Origin of the sequence: Acetobacter sp. DmW_125128, from assembly GCF_008704325.1 — a bacterium.
Taxonomy (GTDB): Bacteria; Pseudomonadota; Alphaproteobacteria; order Acetobacterales; family Acetobacteraceae; genus Acetobacter; species Acetobacter oryzifermentans.
Genome location: NZ_VHOP01000051.1, coordinates 18,387 through 39,405, shown reverse-complemented (window position 1 = coordinate 39,405; position 21,019 = coordinate 18,387). Strand labels below are relative to the sequence as shown.

At 50.4% G+C, this 21,019-nt stretch carries 19 protein-coding genes and 1 tRNA gene; 8 read left to right on the top strand and 12 right to left on the bottom strand.

Going from position 1 to position 21,019, the window contains the following annotated elements; genetic code table 11:
* Window positions 1-214: 214 nt before the first annotated feature.
* From FKW19_RS13620 to nadC, 3 genes are all read left to right on the top strand, one after another.
* Window positions 215-1,099: an NrtR DNA-binding winged helix domain-containing protein gene (locus FKW19_RS13620; RefSeq protein ID WP_089179400.1), complete on the top strand. Its 885-nt coding sequence runs from the start codon at window positions 215-217 to the stop codon at window positions 1,097-1,099.
* Between the two features lie 80 nt (window positions 1,100-1,179).
* A complete protein-coding gene (gene nadA / locus FKW19_RS13615; RefSeq protein WP_089179399.1) occupies window positions 1,180-2,160 on the top strand; it encodes a quinolinate synthase NadA in 981 nt (326 codons plus the stop codon).
* A 26-nt stretch (window positions 2,161-2,186) separates the two neighbouring features.
* Window positions 2,187-3,044 carry a carboxylating nicotinate-nucleotide diphosphorylase gene (nadC, locus tag FKW19_RS13610; RefSeq protein WP_089179398.1) on the top strand — a complete coding sequence of 286 codons (858 nt, stop codon included), beginning with the start codon at window positions 2,187-2,189 and terminating at the stop codon, window positions 3,042-3,044.
* A gap of 47 nt (window positions 3,045-3,091) precedes the next feature.
* On the opposite strand, the gene FKW19_RS13605 is transcribed toward nadC, so the two are convergent.
* Window positions 3,092-4,096: an alpha-E domain-containing protein gene (locus tag FKW19_RS13605; protein WP_193561047.1), complete on the bottom strand. Its 1,005-nt coding sequence runs from the start codon at window positions 4,094-4,096 to the stop codon at window positions 3,092-3,094.
* Window positions 4,096-5,574: a circularly permuted type 2 ATP-grasp protein gene (locus tag FKW19_RS13600; RefSeq protein ID WP_089179396.1), complete on the bottom strand. Its 1,479-nt coding sequence runs from the start codon at window positions 5,572-5,574 to the stop codon at window positions 4,096-4,098. Before FKW19_RS13600 ends, FKW19_RS13605 begins: the two co-directional genes overlap by 1 nt.
* Before the next feature lie 247 nt (window positions 5,575-5,821).
* On the opposite strand from FKW19_RS13600, the gene FKW19_RS13595 reads away from it, so the two are divergent.
* Window positions 5,822-6,658 carry a transglutaminase family protein gene (locus FKW19_RS13595; RefSeq protein ID WP_089179395.1) on the top strand — a complete coding sequence of 279 codons (837 nt, stop codon included), beginning with the start codon at window positions 5,822-5,824 and terminating at the stop codon, window positions 6,656-6,658.
* Window positions 6,655-7,731, top strand: coding sequence for a putative zinc-binding metallopeptidase (locus FKW19_RS13590; RefSeq protein ID WP_089179394.1), 1,077 nt, complete (start codon window positions 6,655-6,657; stop codon window positions 7,729-7,731). Before FKW19_RS13595 ends, FKW19_RS13590 begins: the two co-directional genes overlap by 4 nt.
* A 112-nt stretch (window positions 7,732-7,843) precedes the next feature.
* On the opposite strand, the gene dld is transcribed toward FKW19_RS13590, so the two are convergent.
* Window positions 7,844-9,559, bottom strand: a complete 1,716-nt coding sequence (gene dld, locus FKW19_RS13585) for a D-lactate dehydrogenase (RefSeq protein ID WP_035350829.1) — start codon at window positions 9,557-9,559, stop codon at window positions 7,844-7,846.
* Between the two features lie 255 nt (window positions 9,560-9,814).
* Here dld and FKW19_RS13580 point away from each other — a divergent pair, with 255 nt between their 5' ends.
* The 3 genes from FKW19_RS13580 to FKW19_RS13570 all read left to right on the top strand — a co-directional run bounded on the left by FKW19_RS13580 (window position 9,815) and on the right by FKW19_RS13570 (window position 12,462).
* Entirely contained in the window at window positions 9,815-11,266 is a 1,452-nt protein-coding gene (locus tag FKW19_RS13580) for an aldehyde dehydrogenase family protein (protein WP_116100263.1), read from the top strand.
* A gap of 167 nt (window positions 11,267-11,433) precedes the next feature.
* The gene (locus FKW19_RS13575) at window positions 11,434-12,195 is read left to right on the top strand and encodes a glucose 1-dehydrogenase (RefSeq protein ID WP_089179392.1); all 762 of its coding nucleotides are present in this window, start codon (window positions 11,434-11,436) and stop codon (window positions 12,193-12,195) included.
* A gap of 48 nt (window positions 12,196-12,243) precedes the next feature.
* Entirely contained in the window at window positions 12,244-12,462 is a 219-nt protein-coding gene (locus FKW19_RS13570) for a hypothetical protein (protein ID WP_089179391.1), read from the top strand.
* A 69-nt stretch (window positions 12,463-12,531) separates the two neighbouring features.
* Here the strand turns inward: FKW19_RS13570 and FKW19_RS13565 are convergent, their stop codons facing one another.
* The 9 genes from FKW19_RS13565 to FKW19_RS13525 all read right to left on the bottom strand — a co-directional run bounded on the left by FKW19_RS13565 (window position 12,532) and on the right by FKW19_RS13525 (window position 20,853).
* Window positions 12,532-13,002, bottom strand: coding sequence for a cytochrome c (locus FKW19_RS13565; RefSeq protein WP_063354469.1), 471 nt, complete (start codon window positions 13,000-13,002; stop codon window positions 12,532-12,534).
* A 291-nt stretch (window positions 13,003-13,293) separates the two neighbouring features.
* Window positions 13,294-13,369: transfer RNA gene (locus FKW19_RS13560), tRNA-Phe, on the bottom strand.
* 55 nt (window positions 13,370-13,424) lie between these two features.
* Window positions 13,425-13,610, bottom strand: a complete 186-nt coding sequence (locus tag FKW19_RS13555) for a DNA gyrase inhibitor YacG (protein WP_006117510.1) — start codon at window positions 13,608-13,610, stop codon at window positions 13,425-13,427.
* Window positions 13,607-14,692: a ribonuclease E/G gene (locus tag FKW19_RS13550; protein WP_089179387.1), complete on the bottom strand. Its 1,086-nt coding sequence runs from the start codon at window positions 14,690-14,692 to the stop codon at window positions 13,607-13,609. Before FKW19_RS13550 ends, FKW19_RS13555 begins: the two co-directional genes overlap by 4 nt.
* Window positions 14,689-15,321 (bottom strand): nucleoside triphosphate pyrophosphatase, encoded by a 633-nt coding sequence (locus tag FKW19_RS13545; RefSeq protein ID WP_089179386.1) that lies wholly within the window; start codon window positions 15,319-15,321, stop codon window positions 14,689-14,691. The genes FKW19_RS13550 and FKW19_RS13545 overlap by 4 nt, the downstream gene beginning before the upstream one ends.
* 4 nt (window positions 15,322-15,325) lie before the next feature.
* Window positions 15,326-15,544 carry a translation initiation factor IF-1 gene (infA, locus tag FKW19_RS13540; protein WP_003623225.1) on the bottom strand — a complete coding sequence of 73 codons (219 nt, stop codon included), beginning with the start codon at window positions 15,542-15,544 and terminating at the stop codon, window positions 15,326-15,328.
* A 74-nt stretch (window positions 15,545-15,618) separates the two neighbouring features.
* Window positions 15,619-16,932, bottom strand: a complete 1,314-nt coding sequence (gene hisD / locus FKW19_RS13535) for a histidinol dehydrogenase (protein WP_089179385.1) — start codon at window positions 16,930-16,932, stop codon at window positions 15,619-15,621.
* 14 nt (window positions 16,933-16,946) lie between these two features.
* The gene (gene hisG, locus FKW19_RS13530; RefSeq protein ID WP_006117506.1) at window positions 16,947-17,678 is read right to left on the bottom strand and encodes an ATP phosphoribosyltransferase; all 732 of its coding nucleotides are present in this window, start codon (window positions 17,676-17,678) and stop codon (window positions 16,947-16,949) included.
* Window positions 17,679-17,853: 175 nt separating this feature from the next.
* On the bottom strand, window positions 17,854-20,853 hold the full coding sequence (locus tag FKW19_RS13525; RefSeq protein ID WP_089179384.1) for a ribonuclease E/G: 3,000 nt from the start codon (window positions 20,851-20,853) through the stop codon (window positions 17,854-17,856).
* Window positions 20,854-21,019 lie beyond the last annotated feature (166 nt).

Genomic DNA, 21,019 nt, shown 5'->3' with positions numbered 1-21,019 from the left:
TCTTTTTTAAACGGACATAAATATAGGCCTGATGATGCCAGGCATGAATGATGTAGCTGTATAATATCATGAGACATGTTCATTTGGAAAACATTGTATTGGAAACATTCTCAGGAATATCTGTTCTGGGCTGTAGAATCTTCACGCCCATATGAAAAATGAGTATGCAGATTTCACCTATGATATTTTATTTTTGGTTCATTACTGAGGCTTCATGAAACAGACAGCGTTTTGCAGGGCAGAGCTTGTAGCCGTTCTTTTGAATATCAGAAAAGATACGCCCTGCGTGCTTACGCTGGAAAACGGTCAGGCTTTGCCTTCAGGCCCGTTAACCATGGGCGGCCATTCCTTACAAAAGGAACTATGCCGCTGGGTAGAGCAGCAAACAGGCGTGGTATTGGGGCATACAGAACAGCTTTATACATTTGCAGATACACAGGTGGCCGATAAAAGCCGGTTGGTACGTATTTCCTACATGGCATTAATCAGTTCTAATGCAGACCAAACAATAGCAGAACGTTCCATATATGATTATTTTCCGTGGGAAGATCGCAGATATCCAGCGGCTCATGCTCTGTTGCAGCATATTATTGGATTACTGAAAAATTGGGTTGGAAAAAGCATTGCTAAACAGCAAAGATGCGCCAGACTGTTTGGCCTTTCTCCACACCCATGGAACGATGAGCTGGCTTTGGATCGTTATGAGCTTTTGTGGGAAGCTGGCTTGGTGCGCGAAGCCAAACATTTTAAAGGACAAAACCAGCTAGGTTTGCAAATGCAGGCAGATTACCGGCGTGTTTTGGCGACAGCCCTTTCACGCGTGCGGGCGAAAATTCGTTATACATCAGTTGTGTTCGATTTGTTGCCAGAAACATTTACATTGCTGCAGCTTCAGCAGGCCATGGAAGCCTTGGCAGGGTGTTGGATGCATAAGCAAAATTTCAGGCGTTTGGTTTTGCAACAAAAGCTGGTGGAAGAAACAGGTGCTTTTGATACGCCTCAGCAAGGGCGGCCTGCAAAGCTGTACCGCTTTCGGCCAGAAGCAGGGCAAAATTGCTATCTGGCTGGCGCCAAATTGCCGCTAACGCCATTGTTATAAAAAGTAGGTTAAAAGCGCTTGTTTTTCCCTTGCGGTACATATACTCAAATTGAGCATATGTACCGCAAGGGAGGGTATTCATGTTGGCGTTCAATATTCCAGACAGGGATACTCTGTATCAGCCTGTGGCTGGCATCATGGCGCGAGATTTGTGGGAAGAGCGTTATGCTGCTGATATTGAGGCCATTATACGCCTTAAAAAGCAGCATAACGCCGTTATTCTTGCACATAACTATCAAACGCCAGAAATATTTCATTGTGTGGCTGATATCCGGGGCGATAGCCTTGCTCTTGCACGTGCCGCACAGAATATAGATGCCGATATTATTCTTATGGCTGGTGTGCATTTTATGGCAGAAACTGCCAAACTATTAAACGCAGAAAAGAAAGTTCTGATTCCGGATGTAGCTGCTGGCTGTTCTTTGGCAGAAGGCATTACAGCCGAGAATGTGCGTTATCTGAAACAGACGTATCCCGGGGTGCCTGTTGTAACCTATGTGAACAGCACAGCCGCGGTTAAGGCCGAAAGCGATATTTGTTGCACTTCAGGCAATGCGCGCAAAGTGGTGGAAAGCCTGAATGTTCCACGTGTTATCATGATTCCAGATGAATTTTTGGCCCGCAATATTCAGGCCGAAACCGGAATTGAAATGATAACATGGCCTGCGCATTGTGAGGTTCATGAACGGTTTACCCCGCAGGAAATTCGGCAATATCGGCGTATGCATCCGGGTGTAAAAGTTGTGGCGCATCCTGAATGTCCGCCAGAAGTGGTGGAAGCTGCGGATTATTCAGGCTCCACAGCCCAGATGATTGCATATATTGCAGAAGAAAGTCCCGAAAAAGTTCTTTTGGTAACTGAATGTTCCATGAGCGATAATTTGGCAGCGCAGTATCCAAACACCACTTTTGTGCGCCCATGTAATTTGTGCCCGCATATGAAGCGCATTACATTACCCGCCATCCGTAAGTCTCTGGAAAATTTTGAAGCAGAAGTTGTTATTCCTGAAGCCTTGCAAGAGCGTGCGCGTCTATCTGTTGAGCGCATGTTGCTTATTTAAGGGGTAGGGTAGGAGCGCTTATACATATGTCTTACGCATGTCATTTTCCCAGCTTGTTATGGAAACCTATTATTCAAGCGGCATTGTTTGAAGATTTGGGGCAGGGCGGAGATGTAACTACACAAGCATTAGCAATGCCTGGGCAGAAAATGCGCGCCGTATTCTGCGCCCGCCATCAGGGGGTTGTTGCAGGGCTTGCAGGCGCACAGCAGGCTTTTGCGCTTTTAGATGAACAGGTGCATTTTCGTGCCTTTAAGCAAGATGGGGATATGCTGGCGATTGGTGATGTGCTGGCTGAAGTAGAAGGTGATGCTCTAACTGTTTTGGCAGGAGAGCGGACAGCCTTGAATATTCTCTCTCATCTTAGCGGTATTGCCAGCCAAACGCGCCAGATGGTGGATGCTGTATCTGGCACAAAAGCTGTTATTTGCTGCACACGCAAAACGCTTCCGGGGTTAAGAGCGTTGCAAAAATATGCCGTAAAGGCAGGCGGAGGTGGCAACCATCGTTTTCGGTTAGATGATGCTATTTTGATCAAGGATAATCATCTGGCTTTGTGTGGTGGGCAAGTTGACGTGGCCTTACAAAGAGCTCGTGCGCGTGCAGGCCACCTTATGAAAATTGAACTGGAAGTAGATACGTTGGAGCAGTTGGAAGCCGCATTGGCTTGTGGCGGTGCTGATGCGTATTTGTTGGATAATATGGATACGGATACTCTGCGCAAAGCTGTTGGCATGATTAATGGCATGGCCATAGCCGAGGCATCAGGTGGTATTACGCAAGAAACAGTGCGTGCTGTTGCTGAAACTGGAGTGGATGTTATTTCCGCAGGTTGGTTGACGCATAGCGTAAAAGCTTTGGATATTGGTCTGGATTATATCTAGTTTTTTTAAAACATATCCAAAATCTTTTATACTATACGCAAACAGATTCACGCTTGCATCTGACAATCTGCCTGAACCGCCACCACGGAAACGGGAGGCCAGAATTCAGATGCAATTTGTTCCTGCAATTGAGAAAGCTGCTGTTGTATCCAGCTCATATAATCATGCAGGCCACGAATAATAATGTCTTCCGCAGTTTGTTCTGCAAGAGTAACGCGTAGCTCTGCAACACATTCTTGTAGTGCGCTGCAACGTGAACGCAAGCCGGGATAAGAGGCTAAAAGTGCGAGTGTTTCATCCATTAAGCGTAAATTAGCGGCTAAGGAGCGGCAGAACCCCTCATTTTTTAGCAAAAATCCTACAATATTTGCAGGCGTAACTGTAACTGGGCGTAAACGGCGGAAGGCATGGTAAGCCGCTGCAGAGCGCAATACGGCTGTCCATTGCGTAATGTCGATTTCAGAACCAGGAGCTTCTCCCTGGGGCAGCAGCATATGGTAGCGAATATCTATCAGGCGCGTAATCTGGTCACATCGTTCAAGCGTTTTGCCCAATTTATAAAAGAGCCATGCCTGATCACGGTAAAGCGTGCCTTCCGTAACGCCAAAATGGGCTTGGCAGTCCTGCTTGATACGAGTGCACAGGTTTGAAAGACTGTTTTGATAAATATCCTTTTCTTTCAGATCCAGAACCCAGCGTGTGAAGACATTGAGCTGTGCCCACATTTCAATAGAAACAAGGGGCCGAACAGCACGCGCATTTTCACGTATGGCATGGGCGGTTGCACAGATAGATGCCGGATTTGCCTGTTCAGTCAGATAAAAATTGGCTACCGCATCTGCATCGCCTGATGGATGTAAGGCAAGGAAGGTCTGTTCATCCGAGTTAATTTGCACAATAGAATGCCATGCAATTTGCCCATTGGCATCGCGCACAAATGTTTCTGTCACTTCTAGTAGGCGGGCTAGATTTTCTGTGCGTTCCATATAACGCGCCAGCCACATCATGCATTCTGCATAGCGAGAGAGCAGGTGACCCTGTGTTTCGTTCATCATGATGCCATTACCCACGTATCTTTAGAGCCGCCACCCTGAGATGAATTGACCACCAGAGACCCCTTGCGGAGCGCCACACGAGCGAGACCTCCGGGCAAAACCCACACAGAACGGCCTGTTAAGGCAAAAGGACGGAGGTCCACATGCCGGGCTTCCACACCATCTGGGCAGAGTGTTGGGGTAACAGACAGATTGATAACGGGCTGGCTGATATAGTTTGCAGGATCAGCCAGTAATTTTTCTCTAAAATCAGCCAGTTCTTTCTGGCTGGCGTGTGGGCCAATCAACAGGCCATAACCTCCTGATTCTCCAACAGGTTTGATAACAAGCTTGTTCATATGTGCTAACGTATAAGCAAGGCCGTCTGGTTCTGCACAGATATGGGTTTCCACACTTTTCAGAATAGGGGACTGCCCTAAATAGTAACGAATAATGCGCGGCATATAAGCATATACGGCTTTATCATCGGCAACACCTGTGCCCAAGGCATTGGCAAGTGTAACGTTGCCGCGCCGATACGCTTCTACTAGCCCGGGAACCCCAAGAAGGCTGTTTGGGTTAAAGGCCAGCGGGTCCAGAAAATCATCATTCAAGCGACGGTAAATAGCATGCACAGCACGGGGGCCGTTGACTGTGCGCATAAATACCCGATGATTTTCAACAAACAGATCTTTCCCTTCCACAAGGGGTACGCCCATCTCGCGGGAGAGAAAAACATGCTCAAAATAAGCAGAATTATAAATGCCGGGTGAAAGAAGAACGACTTGTGGATCAGCAATTCCTTCTGGTGCCACTTCACAGAGGGTTTGATGTAAGCGCAGGCCATATTCTTCCACCGAGCGAATGGGCAGACCAGAGGCCAGATCTGGCATAAGGCGCAGCATCATGTGTCTGTTTTCAATAACGTAGGACACGCCAGAGGGCGTGCGGGCATTATCTTCCAGAATCAGAAACTGGCCGTTATCATCCCGTATCAGGTCTGTGCCGTTGATATGCACATAAACGCCGCCGGGAACATCTACACCCACCATGGCATCACAGTAATTGGGGTTATTCAGCACCAGTTCGGTAGGCAATATGCCATCACGCAGGATATTTCGATCATGGTAAATATCATGCAGAAACAGATTGATAGCCTGAATACGCTGTTGCACACCTCGCTCTACGTGATCCCATTCCTGCGCGGTAATAACACGAGGTATGGCATCAAACGGCAAAATACGATCAATGGCTTCCTTATCTGAATACACAGTAAAGGTAATGCCCATACGGTAGAGTTGAGCCTCAGCAGCTTGGGTTCTACGGCGTAATTCTGGCAGGCTAAGTGCTGCAAGCCGGTCTTTTACGCACTGTAGGACGGGGGGCGTTGAGTCACGCCGATTCATCAACTCACAAAAAAAATCTGGGATATGGTAGTTGTCCAGAAGCCCTAAGGAAGCAGCCTGAGGGGGAGCATGCAGGGCTGTTGGTATCATGGTTTCTCTCCCGTCAGGCTGACGGCCAGTGCGGCCTCAACTTGTTTCACTATCGAATTAACTGAACAGGTTTCCAGAGGTTTGCCAAGTCTAAAATAGCAGCTAGTTAAGCAAGTTTTTGATTGTGTTGGATATGTATTGCATGTGCGTGCCATGCTGCTATGGTTTTACGCTACAAGCACGTGTTCTTGTTAAACGAGGTAACACTGCTTGCCATGAATAAGATAAAAGACAAGGTTAGGGTTTGATGAGTTCTCACGTTATGCTGACACATCGAACCTGTTATCGGTATGATAGGCCTGTCAGCATGGGGCCACAAACAATTCGGTTACGCCCTACGATGCATTCTCGTACACCTGTGCTCTCCTATAACTTGCATGTGCAACCAACTGAGTGCTTGGTAAAATGGACACAGGATGCATTGGGTAATCAGATTGCTTGCGTTGAATGTGCAGATCAGGTGACGCACTTTGATATTGAAGTTGCGCTCATGCTTGATCTTACGCCGTATGACCCTCTTGCTGATGTGGCCACATGCCCTGAACTTTTGGATGAGGAAGAAGCGGTAACATCGCAGTACATGAGTGAGAACATGCGCTCACTCATCAGAGCACGCCAAGTAACGATTGCGCAAGATCCGCTGGATAAAATCAAGGCACTTAATCAAGTTGTTGCACAGCGGATCCAATACCAACGGCGTATGGAGCCGGGAGTTTGGACAGCAGAGGAAACATTGCAGCGCGCAAGCGGTTCGTGCCGAGATAGCGCATGGTTGCTGGTAAGTGCTGCGCGTCACCTTGGGTTTTCGGCCCGTTTTGTTTCAGGTTATCTTATTCAGGAAGAACGCAAGGAGGATAAGCTTACAACGCTGAATGGTGATTTGCACGCTTGGGCGCAAGTTCTTATACCGCAAAAGGGCTGGATTGGGTTTGATACCACATCTGGCTTTCTGGCAGGGGCTGGGCATATTCCGTTAGCAGTTGCAAATACGCCGCAGGATGCCGCACCAGTTTCTGGCGTGCTGGATTGTTGTAAGGCCGTGTTTGATGTGTTCATGCAAGTGCAGCACTTACCTCGACAATGAAACGGTTTTCCTGCCAATCCTGCAATCATCTGGTGGGGTTTGAAGCAACGCAATGTCATTATTGCAGTGTTACTGTAGGGTATTTACCAGAGTTTGCAACCATGACTGCGCTGGAACCACAGGCAGATGGCACATGGTTACCTTTGGAAAAAAAGGCTAGAGGGCAAGCGCGGGCTTTTTGTATCAATCACGCCTATGGGGTGTGTAACTGGCTGACATTGGCAGCCGATAATGGTGCAAATTCTGGGTTTTGTGTTGCCTGCCAATTTAACCGTATGATCCCTAACCTGAATGTTCCAGAAAATAAAAACCGTTGGTACAAATTGGAAGTTGCAAAACACAGAATGTTTTACACAATTCTGCAGTTGAAACTTCCGTTTAAAAACCGGCGGCAGGACCCGGAAAACGGATTGGCATTTGATTTTCTGGATGATGCGGCAGATGGTTCAGTTGCTATTATGACAGGCCATAACAATGGTATTATCACAATTGCAACCAAGGAAGCAGATGATGCTTACCGTGAGAAAATGCGTATTGAAATGGGAGAGTATTATCGCACTCTCCTAGGGCATTTTCGCCATGAAATTGGGCATTATTACTGGAACATTCTAGTAAGAGACGGCGGAAAACTAGAAGCCTGCCGCGCTATATTTGGGGATGATAGTGCAGATTATCAGGCTGCATTACAAACCTATTATGCGCAATCTCCCCCACAGAACTGGCGCGAGAATTTTGTAAGCTTTTATGCGACATCTCACCCATGGGAAGATTTTGCAGAAACATGGGCGCATTATTTCCATATTATTTCTACACTAGAAACGGCTTTGGCTTACGATATGACAGTAAGCGACACAGTAGGGGGAGGTGCGCTTCTTTCCCCCCATGGAAACCCTTATACATCCATGCCTTTTGAAGAAATTATTAACGCATGGGTTCCATTAACTTATGCGGTCAATAATTTGAATCGTTCCATGGGATTGCCAGATTTTTACCCCTTTACGTTAACGCATGGCGTTGTGCACAAACTGCATTTTATTCATAATCTTATTCGAAATGTGCAGAATAAATCATAGACTCTTATTTTTTAGAATATTTGATGTGTATGCAAAATAAAACCCGATGTAGCCAAAAGTGCTACATCGGTTTTTTAGTATTGTAATATGCTAGGCTAACAGAAATTTACGATTATACGCTTTCTGCCAGCCAGTTTTTGCGTTTTGTAGCTTGGCCAATACCGGGGTTCATGCAGTTGCATGGGTCAAGCTGCTGATAGTGATCCAGCATGTTTTGCGGAGCCTTATATAGGTGGCCCACATTATGTTCTGCCGGATAGCGTGCCCCACGAGCATCCAAGCCGGGAAGCATTTCATGTTCAACCGCTATGGCATTGTAACCCTTCTTCACCACGTAATCCTGATGCATGACATGGCAGAGGAAGTGGCCGTAATACAGCTTAACAATCAGTTTGTTTTCAATGTCCTGCGGTAGTTTTTCAAACCATTCGCGGTCATTCCGGCGGAGGGCAACGTCTAGCGCCACAATATCTTCTGCTTCCTTATGGTGCACAGCGCGGTATCTAACAGCCGCACCAGCCGCAGCAAAACGATGCAGGAAGGCAAGCTTGCCTTCTTCTGGCGTGCATTCAAAATATTCGCCAGTTACGCTGCCAAAATATGTTTGCAAATATTGGCGCATAGGCCCAGCCAAATCGTGCGAGACTTTAAGCATGAGATGATGTTCAAACTTGTCCCGATAATCCAGCATCCGCTTAGGTAGCTGACGTGGCAGCAGGTAGCTGAGAGCCTGCATGATTCGGTCACTTAGATGATCGGGCAGGAAACCAAGTTTCTTGGAAAAAATGTCAAACTTTGATTTCATGGCGAACATTTTTGGCAAAAACTTGGTGCCAAAATAGCGGATAACGGCAAAGGTATCCTTGCCGTATTTTTCAGCAATATTAAACGCATCACGGTGGATATACTCACCGCAAATTGGCAGTTCATTAAATGCTGTCAGCACATGGCGGCGCAGGTTTTCCAGTTCGTCGGTATTGTTGGTGCCAATATAGAAAACAGACGTATCTTTATTGGCGGGAAAGGTATCAAGGCGCACAGCAAAGACAACCAGCTTGCCAGCGCAGCCTGCGGCTTCATACCAGCGTGCCGGGTCTGCATTGTAGCGGGCAGGGGTATCAGCATCAATTTCGCGCACATGATTGATATAGTTACCATCGTGCCCTTTGCCGGCGTTCCAATCAATATCTGCTTCTGTAAAGGTGCCGGCTTCCAGTTTCTGCAATATCGCTTCCGGGTCATTCCCCAACTGGATACCCAGATGGTTTACGAGCTGTAGTTTGCCATCCGGCCCGATCTGACCAAACACGGCCATTTCCGTATAAGCAGGGCCACGTTGCACCAATGCGCCACCAGAGTTGTTGCTCACGCCACCCAGAACGGAGGCACCAATACAGGAGGAACCAATAACAGAATGCGGTTCCCGCCCAATGGCCGCCAGTTTGCTTTCCAGTTCGTAAAGTGTGGCGCCGGGTAGGCATACAACCTGCTTGCCGTTACCGATCAGGTGGGATTTATCTAGCCGTAGCGTGCTAATAAGTACGATATCGCGGTCATAATTATTGCCATCAGGGGTAGAGCCGCCCGTCAGACCAGTATTGGCGGCCTGCATGATAATAATTTTGCCAGCATTTACGCAGGCCTGCGCAACGCGCCAAAGCTCGATAAGTGAGCCCGGCTGAACAACAGCAAGCACCTTACCCGCACCAAAGCGAAAGCCATGAGTAAAGCGGTATGTACTGTCTTCTCCGGTCAGGACATGGTGCTGGCCAGCTATATTCTTCAACTGTTCAAGCAGTTGCTTGTTGTTTTCTGCGGCGGTTGTCACGCATAAATCCTTTCTACGGCAGCCGGAGGTTCTATTTTCAGATACCGGCAAGAGTATAACGTAAGGTTGTTTTCACGAGTGCACCTGATATTGCGCTGTGAATAACAAATGGCAAGAAACATGTCATAGACAAGCAAGAAAGTCTTTAGTTACCGTCGTTTCTGGTAACGCATGGCTGTTATAACATGTTGGGGCGTGTTTGTCGTATTATCTTGAAACACCCACGGATCTGGCAGTTATTGGGAGGGTGATCAAATGAATTGTTTGGGAAACTCAGAAAGATTTTTTATCAACGGGCAGTGGGTTTTGCCTTCTGCGCAAGCTCAAAAAGACATTATCAACCCAGCGACAGAACAGCCATGCGGCCGTATTGCATTGGCATACGCGCAGGACGTGAATCGAGCTGTTGAGGCCGCTTATGCGGCATTCGGGGCATGGAGCGCCACAACACGTGCAGAGCGGTTACAGATTCTGGGCCGTATTCCATCTATCTATCAGCGCAGGGCAGAAGAGATGGCGCAGGCAATCTCTTTGGAAATGGGTGCGCCCATTTCCCTCGCGCGGGAAAGCCAGACACCAGCAGGCTTGGCGCATATAGAAGAAACTTTAGATGCCTTGCGCCACTACCAGTTTGAAGAATGTGAGGATGATATTCTCATCACTCATGAACCCATAGGCGTTGCGGGGCTGATTACGCCATGGAACTGGCCCATGAACCAGATAGCCTGCAAAGTTATGCCTGCCTTGGCGGCTGGGTGCACTGTTGTGCTCAAACCCAGTGAAATTGCACCTTTATCTGCCATCATATTTACAGAAATCCTGCATGAAGCAGGTGTGCCAACTGGTGTATATAATATGGTGAATGGTGATGGCCCCGTAGCCGGAGAAGCCTTGGCCAGTCATCCGCTGGTGAATGTGGTGTCTTTTACTGGGTCAACGCAGGCGGGTATTGCCGTGGCTCAGGCTGCAGCGCCTACTGTTAAACGTGTTTTGCAGGAACTGGGTGGTAAATCTGCCAATATCATTTTCGCTGATACAGATTTTGCAGATGCAGTAGAGCGGGGCGCTCAGGAGTGTTTTGGAAATTCTGGCCAATCCTGTGATGCACCAACACGTATGCTGGTGCCGCATGATCTGATGGAAAAGGCTATGAATATTGCAGCTAAAGTTGCAGATAGCCTGCGTGTGGGGGACCCAACAGATAATGTGACAGAGCTTGGCCCTGTTGTAAGTGCTCCTCAATTTAACCGTATTCAGGCATTGATTGAAAAAGGCACGGCGCAAGGGGCTGTCTTGGCTGCTGGTGGCGTAGGGCGCCCAGAAGGGCTGACGCAAGGCTATTACGTGCGGCCAACTGTGTTTGGGCATGTAACTGCGGATATGGTGATTGCGCAGGAAGAAATCTTTGGCCCGGTTTTGTCCATTATGGGGTATGCGGATGAAGATGATGCCATCAGGCTGGCGAATAGTAATCCATATGGTTTGGCAGCCTATGTACAGTCTGGCAGCATGGAGCGTGCTCGTAGGGTTGCTCGTAAACTTCGGGCTGGTACCGTTACCCTTAATGGCGCAGCATGGACGGTAAAGGCACCATTTGGTGGGTATGGTCTGTCTGGCAATGGCCGTGAATGCAGCCGTTTTGGAATTGCAGAGTTTCTGGAAACCAAAGCAATTGTTGGATATGGAGCAGATTCAACAAAGCAGTAAAACTTCTTAGAAAGGAACTCTTATAGCCCAGAGGCATTATGCTCTGAGTATAAGTCTGTTCAAATCTTTCCATCATTTGCAAGAATTGATGCAGGTCATGGTTGAGATATCTGATTCAGGCTGGGATCAGCACGCAATGCAACGTAAGGCATAGGTAGGGAAGTATTATGGCGCGTGTAGCAGGCAAGGTTGCCATTGTTTCTGGAGCCGCTAACGGAATAGGCAAGGCTACAGCACAGCTTTTGGCCAAAGAAGGCGCAAAGGTTGTTATTGGTGACTTAAAAGAAGAAGACGGTCAGAAAGCCGTTACAGAAATTAAAAATGCAGGTGGTGAAGCTGCATTTGTCAAATTGAATGTAACGGATGAGGCGGCATGGAAAGCCGCTATTGAGCAGACGCTCAAGCTTTATGGGCGGCTGGATATTGCCGTGAATAATGCAGGTATCGCGTATTCTGGTAGTGTAGAAAGCACATCTCTGGAAGATTGGCGGCGTGTTCAGTCCATCAATCTGGATGGCGTATTTCTGGGCACACAGACAGCTATTGAGGCCATGAAGAAGTCTGGCGGCGGTTCCATTGTCAATCTGTCTTCTATTGAAGGATTGATAGGGGATCCAATGTTGGCAGCCTATAACGCCAGTAAAGGCGGAGTAAGGCTGTTTACAAAATCTGCGGCCCTACATTGTGCCAAATCTGGATACAAAATTCGGGTGAATTCAGTGCATCCCGGCTATATCTGGACACCCATGGTGGCCGGTTTAACAAAGGAAGACGCCGCAGCCCGCCAAAAACTGGTTGATCTGCACCCCATTGGCCATCTGGGGGAGCCCAACGATATTGCTTACGGTATTCTGTATCTTGCTTCTGATGAATCCAAGTTTGTTACAGGAAGCGAGCTGGTGATTGATGGTGGATACACCGCGCAATAAACAAGGCGCAAATGGTAGAAGCATGCAGGTGTAAAGGGATGAAATTTCATGTCTGGTAAAAAGCATTTTTCTCCAAGAAGGGAGAAAAAACATGCAACACGTGAGGATCTGATCCTTGGCTTGCTTAACCAGTTTGGTTCTTCTGTAGAAACAGATCAGGATAAATATCTGGATCTCGTATCTGAAATTGCAGAAGCTGTAGACGGACGCAGGACAAAAACTAGCAAGGCAGAAGTTGCTGAAAATAATCCAGACGTTAGTGGTTAAATATTTTTAGAAATTAAAGCGTATTTAAAAGAGCCAGCCATTTGTAAGAATGGCTGGCTCTTGGTTTATTTATGGCAGAGGGTGAGCAGCGTTCAGCTTTTCACGCTCTTCCAGCACAACACCCGGCTGCAAGGGTGTAGCACGTTCCTTTTTAATATCATCCGCTGTGAAGGTTGGCGTAGAAGCCGCGCCACTCAGGGAGGAAACGTAGGTTAGCAGAGCAGCAATTTCTTCATCAGACATGGATGACATGGAAGGCATGTAACCCATGTAGGAACCACCAGCGGCCTTCAGGCTGCCAGCAAGACCATTCAGCAGTACGTGTGTCACGTAGGTTTTGCCTTCAGGAGAAGCCGCAATTTTGTCAATGCGTCCTTTCAGGGGTGGAAATTGCCCTGGAACGCCATCGCCGCTGCTCTGGTGGCACATGGCGCAGTGCGTTGCATAAAGCTGCGCGCCATCCGCCGCTGCATGCGCTGCACCAGAAAAGCCTACGCCTCCGGTAAGAGCTGCTAGCAGAGCGAGAACGGTCTTTTTCATAAAATACTCCTGAAAACTGTTCGATAATGAAACGACTATACACAGATAGCCTATCTTCTCAACCTAAGGGAGCTGAAAGAATATGCTTTCTTTATTTCGAACAATCAGGGCGGAAGAAAGGCTTTATGGCTGCACAGAAGGGATGAACTGATGAGATGGCTGCGCAAAAAGAGAGAGCAGAGCCGATCGCGGCTGTAAATAAGAGAGCGTGGAGCTAAAACCACTAAAGGCGATTACACCAAATTATACCAAACTATTTTTTGGGAGGGGGGGCAGTTCACTGCCGTTTAATGGTGCCCAAGGGCGGGATCGAACCACCGACACTGCGATTTTCAGTCGCATGCTCTACCAACTGAGCTACTTGGGCACCGCAGCCTTGCGGCGTGAGAGAGCATGTATCTCACTCTTTGCAGGAGATCAAGTCACCTTTCGTCATTTCTTTCAGCTTTTTCATCATTTTCGATCAGGACAGGTGCACCCGGAATGCGATAATCGCCAGAAAACCAGCGGCCTAAATCAATATCTGCGCAGCGTTTTGAGCAAAAAGGGCGGAATTCTGCCTGTGCAGGCTTGCCGCATACGGGGCATTTAGCTGGTTTAGAAGTCATGCGTCCTGAACCGTCCAGAAAAAATCAGGCAAAGCAGGATCGGCCTTTAGGGCCAAAGGTTTGCCGCGGAGTTGTACACAGTCTGCCACGGCTTGCGGGTCTTGCTCCAGTGCCTGAATAAGGGGGATACTACCACGTAAGATGGTTGCCGTAGGGGCTTGTGCCAAGATGGTTCGGAGTGCCTTAAGCGCATGCCCATGAGGAGAGTTGAGAAGCTCTGGAAGGGAGGGGTGAATGCGCGGGCGCACAATCTCAATCAACCCTAAAGCGCTTACGCCAAGGCAGCGTGGGCGAAGTGGATCTGCCCGCAAAGCCTCTTGCACGACATCTTGCAAAGCCTGACGCTTGCGCATGGCCATACCTGCTGGATCAATGACAATTGCTCCAGAAAGATTGCGCAGGCGGATTTGGTGTAAAAGTTCAGGCAACGCATCACGATTTGCTGCAAACTGTGCAGTCTGCTTGGGGCGGGAGCCCGAAACAGGCGGTGCGTCCATATCAATGGCAATAAGCGCGGGGGTTGGCGTAATGGTTGCCTGCATGTTGCCTGGTAGATCTACACTGCTCTCTTCCAGAGCATGACATGCTGCCATAATTTCTGGCGGCATAGGCATAAATCCGGCTTCTCTTTTTGCGCGTAGGAGCGGGGGCACAAGGGCGGCCGCCTGCGGGGTATCTACGGTAATGATCGCATTTGGCCATTGGGCCGCCAGACGTTCCAGAGGGGTTGGACCGGTGGCTACGAGGCCAACATCCTTACCCTGAGCAGAAGGTTCCAGCATGCGCACACGCACGCCTTTGCCGCCTTGCGCTGCGCGGGAAACGCAAACCGTTATGCTCTGGCCTTCGGTAAGGTGAGAGACTGCTTTCTGGTCGGATAGAAAACCTTGCAGGCCATGCCCCAGATCTACAAATGCTCCCCCCATAAAGGCAGCTTGTGCCGCTACACGCCCAACATAGATATTGCCAACAAGATCGGGGGTGGCTGGCCGCCAAAGTGCGTAATCCAGCAGCGTATCATCTTGGGTAACAGCAAGGCGCATTTCACCCGGAAAGGTGGCAACGCGCAAATAATGCATCACGCCAGCCAGTGTCCGGGTTGCCCGCGTAAAAGCTGGGCTGTTTCAAATAGCGGCAAACCAATAACAGCAGAGCTGCTACCAGATAGAAAACGAATAAAGCCTGCAGCATGGCCTTGCAGGGCATATCCGCCTGCTTTGCCTGCCCAGTCTCCCGCATCTAATAGCGCATTGATCTGATGCGGTGTAAGACGATTAAACGTAACCGCTGTTTCTACCAGTCGCTCTGCTGTTTTACCTTGTGGCCACGCGGAGCTAGGCATAACCGCAACCGATGTTATGACTGTATGCCGTCTGCCAGAAAGGCGTTCCAGACAGAATTGCGCAGTTTCCCGCTTTTCTGCTTTTGGTAGAATACGCCGCCCCAACGTAACCACTGTATCTGCAGCTAGAATTAAGGCCGGTTCAGTAACGGTGGCAGCTACCGCGCGTGCTTTTTCCAACGCCATACGGCGCGCATAAGCACGGGGACGTTCTGTTTTTGCGGGTGTTTCGTCAATATCAGCCGGAATGATGCGGTCAGGCACTACGCCAATCTGGCGCAGCAGCTCTACCCGCCGGGGCGAAGCAGATGCCAGTATAAGGAGAGGAGCCTCTCCTTTAACGGAGTTCTGCTGGCCGGAAACTGTCACGGCTTTATTTGAAGCGGAACGTAATGCGACCCTTGGAAAGGTCGTAAGGTGTCATTTCAACATTCACGCGGTCACCCGCTAGAACGCGAATACGGTTCTTACGCATTTTGCCGCTGGTATGCGCCAGAATAACGTGTTCATTGTCCAGCTTTACGCGGAACATGGCATTAGGCAGCAGTTCAGTTACCGTGCCGCTAAATTCAATCATGTCTTCTTTAGACATTGCATCCTTCGTATGTTTCAGAGCCGTTAAAGGTCAATCTTGGTGAGCAGATATGGGTGAGCGGCAGCCTATGGTCAAGCATTAGGTGTTGAGGCTGCCAGAACATCCAATCTGGCGGAAACGCTAAGTGCGTGGGCTTCCAGCCCTTCGGCCTGAGCCAGCGCCACAGCAGCGGGCCCGATCTGGCGGAGGGCATCCGGGCCGCCAGATAAAAACGTTGTGCGCTTCATGAAGTCAAAAACAGACAGGCCAGAAGCAAAACGCGCGGTGCGGGATGTAGGTAGCACATGGTTGGGGCCGCCTACGTAATCCCCTATGGCTTCGGGGCAGAAACGGCCCAGAAAGGCAGCCCCGGCATGGCGTACATGGGTAAACAAGCTTTCCGGATCATCCACCATCAGTTCAAGATGTTCGGGTGCCAGACGGTTGGCCAGTTCTACGGCTTCCTGCATATCGCGGCTAATCAGCACTGCACCATTACGTGCCCAGCTTTCCCCCGCAATAGCTGAGCGGGACAGTACGCGCAGTTCAGCTTCCACAGCCTGAATAACGGTATCTGCAAATGCTGCATCAGGGGTAATAAGTGTGGCTTGCGCGCATTCATCATGCTCGGCCTGTGCCAGCAGATCCAGCGCAATCAAGCGTGGATTCGTATTCGAATCGGCAATCACCACCACATCAGATGGGCCAGCAATACTGTCTATGCCCACATATCCAAAAACCTGACGTTTGGCTTCGGCCACGTATGCGTTGCCCGGGCCAACAATGCGGTCCACCGGGCGGATGGTTTGCGTGCCATAGGCCATAGCGCCCACAGCCTGCGCACCGCCAACACGGTAGATTTCTGTTACACCAGCTCGGTGCGCTGCGGCCAGCACCAACGGGTTAATCACCCCATCAGGAGTTGGCACACACATGGCCAAACGCTGCACTCCAGCAACTTTGGCGGGGATGGCGTTCATCAACACGGAAGATGGATATGCTGCTTTGCCACCGGGCACGTACAGGCCGACTGCATCTAGCGGAATCCAACGCATGCCCAATGTCATGCCCACATCATCTGTGTAACGGATATCAGAAGGTAACTGGTTTTTATGGAAGGACTCGATACGCTGCGCGGCAATATCCAGTGCTTCCAGAAGTTCAGGGCTTACTTTTGCGCGTGCCTGCTCAATCTCCTGTGCCGTAAAGGCAAGCTGTTGCGCGGTAAGGGGCAGGCGGTCAAAGCGCTCTGTAAAAGCACAAAGTGCGGCATCACCTTCTTTGCGTACAGCAGCCAGAATATCTGCAACCGGTTTATGAACTTCCTGCCCTTGCTCCTCACGATTGGAAAGAAGAGCGGTAAAGGCGGTTTCAAAATTCGGTTCGCGCGTATCAAGCCGTTTCATGGAATGCGTCTGCCTTACACATTTTCCGCAACGGGCGAGGATGTAGCAAGCGCCGTGCGAAAGCGGGAGAGAATGCGGTCAATCTGTTCCGGGCGGGTTTTAAGGGCCGTGCGGTTAACAATAACGCGGCTGGTGACCTGAGCGATGGTTTCTACTTCCTTTAGGCCGTTGGCTTTCAGGGTAGATCCTGTATCCACCAGATCCACAATGAGGCGGGAAAGACCAAGCATTGGAGCCAGTTCCATGGCACCGTGCAGGTGCACAATAGTGGCGTTAATGCCGCGTGCTGCAAAAAAGCGACGTGTGATAGCGGGGTATTTGGTGGCTACCCGCACTTCGGACCAACGCTTCCATTCCTGTGGATCATGCGGAAGGTGAGCAGGCTGCGCCACAGAAATGCGGCATGCGCCAATACCCAGATCAAGCGGGGCGTAAATTTCGGGGTAATCGAATTCCATCAGCACATCAGCGCCGCAAACGCCAACCTGAGCACCGCCGCTGGCCACAAAGGTTGCAACGTCAAACGAGCGCACGCGCACCACATCAACCTGTGGGTCCTGCGTGGGAAAGCGCAGTTTGCGGCTATCTCCCCCCAAGCATTCTGGGGCAGGGGCCATACCTGTGCCAGACATAAGGGGGGAGACAGCTTTGAGGATACGGCCTTTAGGGAGAGCCAGAACAATACGCCCGTTATCTTCCGTGCCGAAAGATGTTTCGGTCTGATGGGCAGGGCGGGGATGGTTCATGAAAACTCCGGCGGAGGCAAGGCGTGTCAAATTAAGCCTGCACTCCTACCACAAGGCGCAGCAGAAGAAAAATATGTAGTGGCCACATCTGCCATCAGTTTGCGTCTGGCAGATATGGCCACTTACCAGATCTAAAGGAGAAAGCCCTTTAAATTTGGTAGAAGCGTGGTGTGATTTACTTTTTCCACCAGCCGGTACGCCTGCGCGTTGCTGGCGGGCTATCTTCGATCACGATAGGCTGGACAATAGCTTCTTCTTTATCAGAAACTTCAGATGCAGCCTCTTTAGGTGCGGAAGTAGCAACTGCTTCGCTTCCGCTGGCGGCTTCTGGAGTAGAGGCTGGTTCTGCCTTTTTACGAGTGGTGCGCCGACGGGTTGTTTTCTTTGGCTTTTCCTTGGCAGTGTCTACTGTAGAAGCTTCAGCCGCTTCTGTTGCCTCATCCTTTGCCGCTGTTTTGCGGCGGGTTGCACGGCGGCGCACAGGTTTTTTGGGGGCCTCTGCTTCCGTTGATGCAGCTTCTGCTTCTGGTGCGGCTACAGATGTTTCTGCCTGTTCGGCATTTTCTTCTGCTGCGGGTTCTACCTTCTTGCGTGTGCGGCGCCGACGCGGTTTAGGCGCTTCTTCCGTTTTTTCAGGCTCTTTCGGTGCAGCCATAACGGGCTGGGGTGCAACCTCTTCCGTTTTGGCGGGTTCTACTGGCACGCTTGCAGCTTCTTCCTGCACGTTAGCTGCTTTAGGTGCTGGTGCAATGTCAACAGCCTGTTGGCGGGCAGTGTTTTCCAGAAGTTCGAAAATGTCCGGCGCACCGCCAAATGGATTGGCCGGGGTTGGGCCTTCCCATGCTGGCATATTGGGCCGTGGCGCGGGGCCTTCTTCGATATCTACATGGATTTCCGTGCGTGTTTCAGTTGGTTTGCGCACACGGGAGCGGCGGGTTCTGCGTCGGCCCGGCACCAGATTGGTTTCTGCTTCGGCTTCTGCAACAGGTTCTGCCGCGTTTTCAGGCGCTGCAATGGGTGCGGTTTCAGCAGTTTCTGGTGTTTCTGTATCAGGCTGTGTCTGTGTTTCAGATACCTGATTGGTATCCTGATCATTCCGCCGACGGCGCCGACGCCGACGACGACGACGTGGCTCGTCGGAAGTATCGGCAGTTTCCTGAATAGAAGAAGGTTCTGCAGCCGGAATTTCTGGCGTGGCAGCAGCAACCTCATCTGCCACAATGTTTTCAACCGGCGGCAATGGCGGCTGAATCCGTGGCGGACGTGCATGCTGGCGGCGTTCGATCCGAACTTCCGGAGCTGGCAGCGTATTGTCTGCGGCAAACAGCACTTCCATCTGGTGGCGCTGTTCGATCTGGGTCAGCCAGTCCCGCTTGTTGTTTAGGATGTAGAAAGCAATATCCGCAGCAACATGCACGGTAATAGCGGAAGAACGGCGGCGTGCACCTTCTTCTTCCACTGCGCGCAGAACATGCAGGGCAGAGCTTTCAATGCTGCGCATCATGCCTGTGCCATTACAGTGCGGGCAAGGCATAAAGGCGGCTTCTGCTACAGATGGGCGTAGCCGCTGGCGCGACATTTCCAGCAACCCGAAATGGGAGATAGAGCCAATCTGGATACGTGCCCGATCATGCCGCAAGGCATCTTTCAGGCGGCGTTCGATCATGGAGTTATGGCGGCGAGACTCCATATCAATGAAGTCGATTACAATCAGGCCAGCCAGATCGCGCAGGCGCAACTGGCGGGCTACTTCATCAGCAGCTTCCTGATTGGTGCGGAACGCCGTTTCTTCAATGTTACGTTGGCTGGTGGCTTTGCCCGAGTTTACGTCAATGGCAACCAAGGCTTCTGTCTGGTTGATAACCAGATAACCGCCAGAGCGCAGAGATACCACGGGGGAGAACATGGCATCCAGATGCCCTTCCACGTGGTAGTGGGTGAACAGAGGTTGGTTTTCCTTGTTCCACAGCCGGACTTTTTCTGCGTGCTGAGGCATCAGCATCCGCATGAAGTCCCGCGCGGCCTTCCAGCCGTTTTCTCCATCCACTACAATTTCGCTGATTTCGCGGGTGTAAACATCGCGGATAGCGCGTTTTACCAAGCTCGCTTCTTCGTAAATCAGTGCGGGGGCCACGGATTGAAGCGTATGTTCGCGGATATCATCCCACAGATGGAGCAGATATTCGCAGTCTCGCGTAATTTCTGGGCCGGGCCGTTGTGCGCCAGCAGTGCGCACAATCATGGCCATGCCGCGGGGCAGGTTGAGGTCGGAAACAATATCTCGCAGGCGGCGGCGGTCTGCCACAGATGTAATCTTGCGTGAAACGCCACCACCACGCAGGGCATTGGGCATAAGCACACAGTAACGGCCAGCCAGAGAAACATAGGTGGTCAGGGCTGCGCCCTTGTTGCCACGTTCTTCCTTAACCACCTGCACAAGTAGCACCTGCCGACGGCGGATAACTTCCTGAATACGGTAGTTACGCAGGAATCGGGCAATGCGTTTTTGAATAAGGGCTTCTTCACCCGTATCTGTTTCGCCGCCGACGTAGTCCGGAGCATCCGGCTTGTTGGCAGAACGTTCTTCCCGTTCAGAACCTTCGCCTTCATTCTGAGCGGCAGTGTCAGATGCTTCTATATCCTGTTCCGTATCAGATGCCTGAGTTTCTGCATTGTCAGATACATCATCTTCATCAGAACCATTTTCGCTGTTTTCCAGCAGAGCTTCTTCTTCCGCCTGAAGGGCCAGCAGCTTTTCGCGGTCAGAAACCGGGATCTGATAGTAATCCGGATGGATTTCGCTAAAGGCCAGAAAGCCGTGGCGGTTGCCGCCATATTCTACAAAGGCGGCTTGCAGGCTTGGCTCTACGCGAACAACGCGGGCAAGGTAGATGTTCCCTTTAAGCTGCTTTTTTGCAGCAGATTCAACATCGTAATCTTCAAGCCGATTTCCGTCCATCACAACAACACGCGTTTCTTCCGCGTGTGTCGCGTCGATCAGCATACGCTTTGACATAAAAAGAAAAACTCCGGTGCGCCGGTGGCCAGCCTGTGTGGTGCTGCCGTGTAAATGGCATGGCACGACGGAGCAGGGGCTCTTCCGGCGGATATAAACAGGCGTGCGATAAAAATTGGAAGGCGTACAAAGTTTCCATAGCTGCCCCTGTATCAGCATCCTTCAGGCACGGTACGGCCTGTGGTCTGGCTGTTTTCAGCAAAGGGATGGGGCGGGCGATGGTCATGTATCCTTCAGTCAGTGTTTCTGCCCCTGATCTTTATGCGTGCGGGCGCGGTGTTGATGTAACCGGCGGCCCCCGTTCACGGCATGGACGGAGCGGAAT

Excerpts from the sequence above, each read along its gene's own strand:
- nadA (WP_089179399.1), top strand. The coding sequence starts at position 1,180 with ATGTTGGCGTTCAATATTCCAGACAGGGATACTCTGTATCAGCCTGTG.
- FKW19_RS13555 (WP_006117510.1), bottom strand. The coding sequence starts at position 13,610 with ATGACTTCTAAACCAGCTAAATGCCCCGTATGCGGCAAGCCTGCACAG.
- FKW19_RS13570 (WP_089179391.1), top strand. The coding sequence starts at position 12,244 with ATGTCTGGTAAAAAGCATTTTTCTCCAAGAAGGGAGAAAAAACATGCA.
- nadC (WP_089179398.1), top strand. The coding sequence starts at position 2,187 with ATGTCTTACGCATGTCATTTTCCCAGCTTGTTATGGAAACCTATTATT.
- hisD (WP_089179385.1), bottom strand. The coding sequence starts at position 16,932 with ATGAAACGGCTTGATACGCGCGAACCGAATTTTGAAACCGCCTTTACC.
- FKW19_RS13580 (WP_116100263.1), top strand. The coding sequence starts at position 9,815 with ATGAATTGTTTGGGAAACTCAGAAAGATTTTTTATCAACGGGCAGTGG.
- FKW19_RS13595 (WP_089179395.1), top strand. The coding sequence starts at position 5,822 with ATGAGTTCTCACGTTATGCTGACACATCGAACCTGTTATCGGTATGAT.
- FKW19_RS13525 (WP_089179384.1), bottom strand. The coding sequence starts at position 20,853 with ATGCTGATACAGGGGCAGCTATGGAAACTTTGTACGCCTTCCAATTTT.
- FKW19_RS13575 (WP_089179392.1), top strand. The coding sequence starts at position 11,434 with ATGGCGCGTGTAGCAGGCAAGGTTGCCATTGTTTCTGGAGCCGCTAAC.
- FKW19_RS13620 (WP_089179400.1), top strand. The coding sequence starts at position 215 with ATGAAACAGACAGCGTTTTGCAGGGCAGAGCTTGTAGCCGTTCTTTTG.
- FKW19_RS13565 (WP_063354469.1), bottom strand. The coding sequence starts at position 13,002 with ATGAAAAAGACCGTTCTCGCTCTGCTAGCAGCTCTTACCGGAGGCGTA.
- FKW19_RS13590 (WP_089179394.1), top strand. The coding sequence starts at position 6,655 with ATGAAACGGTTTTCCTGCCAATCCTGCAATCATCTGGTGGGGTTTGAA.
- hisG (WP_006117506.1), bottom strand. The coding sequence starts at position 17,678 with ATGAACCATCCCCGCCCTGCCCATCAGACCGAAACATCTTTCGGCACG.
- infA (WP_003623225.1), bottom strand. The coding sequence starts at position 15,544 with ATGTCTAAAGAAGACATGATTGAATTTAGCGGCACGGTAACTGAACTG.
- FKW19_RS13605 (WP_193561047.1), bottom strand. The coding sequence starts at position 4,096 with ATGAACGAAACACAGGGTCACCTGCTCTCTCGCTATGCAGAATGCATG.
- FKW19_RS13600 (WP_089179396.1), bottom strand. The coding sequence starts at position 5,574 with ATGATACCAACAGCCCTGCATGCTCCCCCTCAGGCTGCTTCCTTAGGG.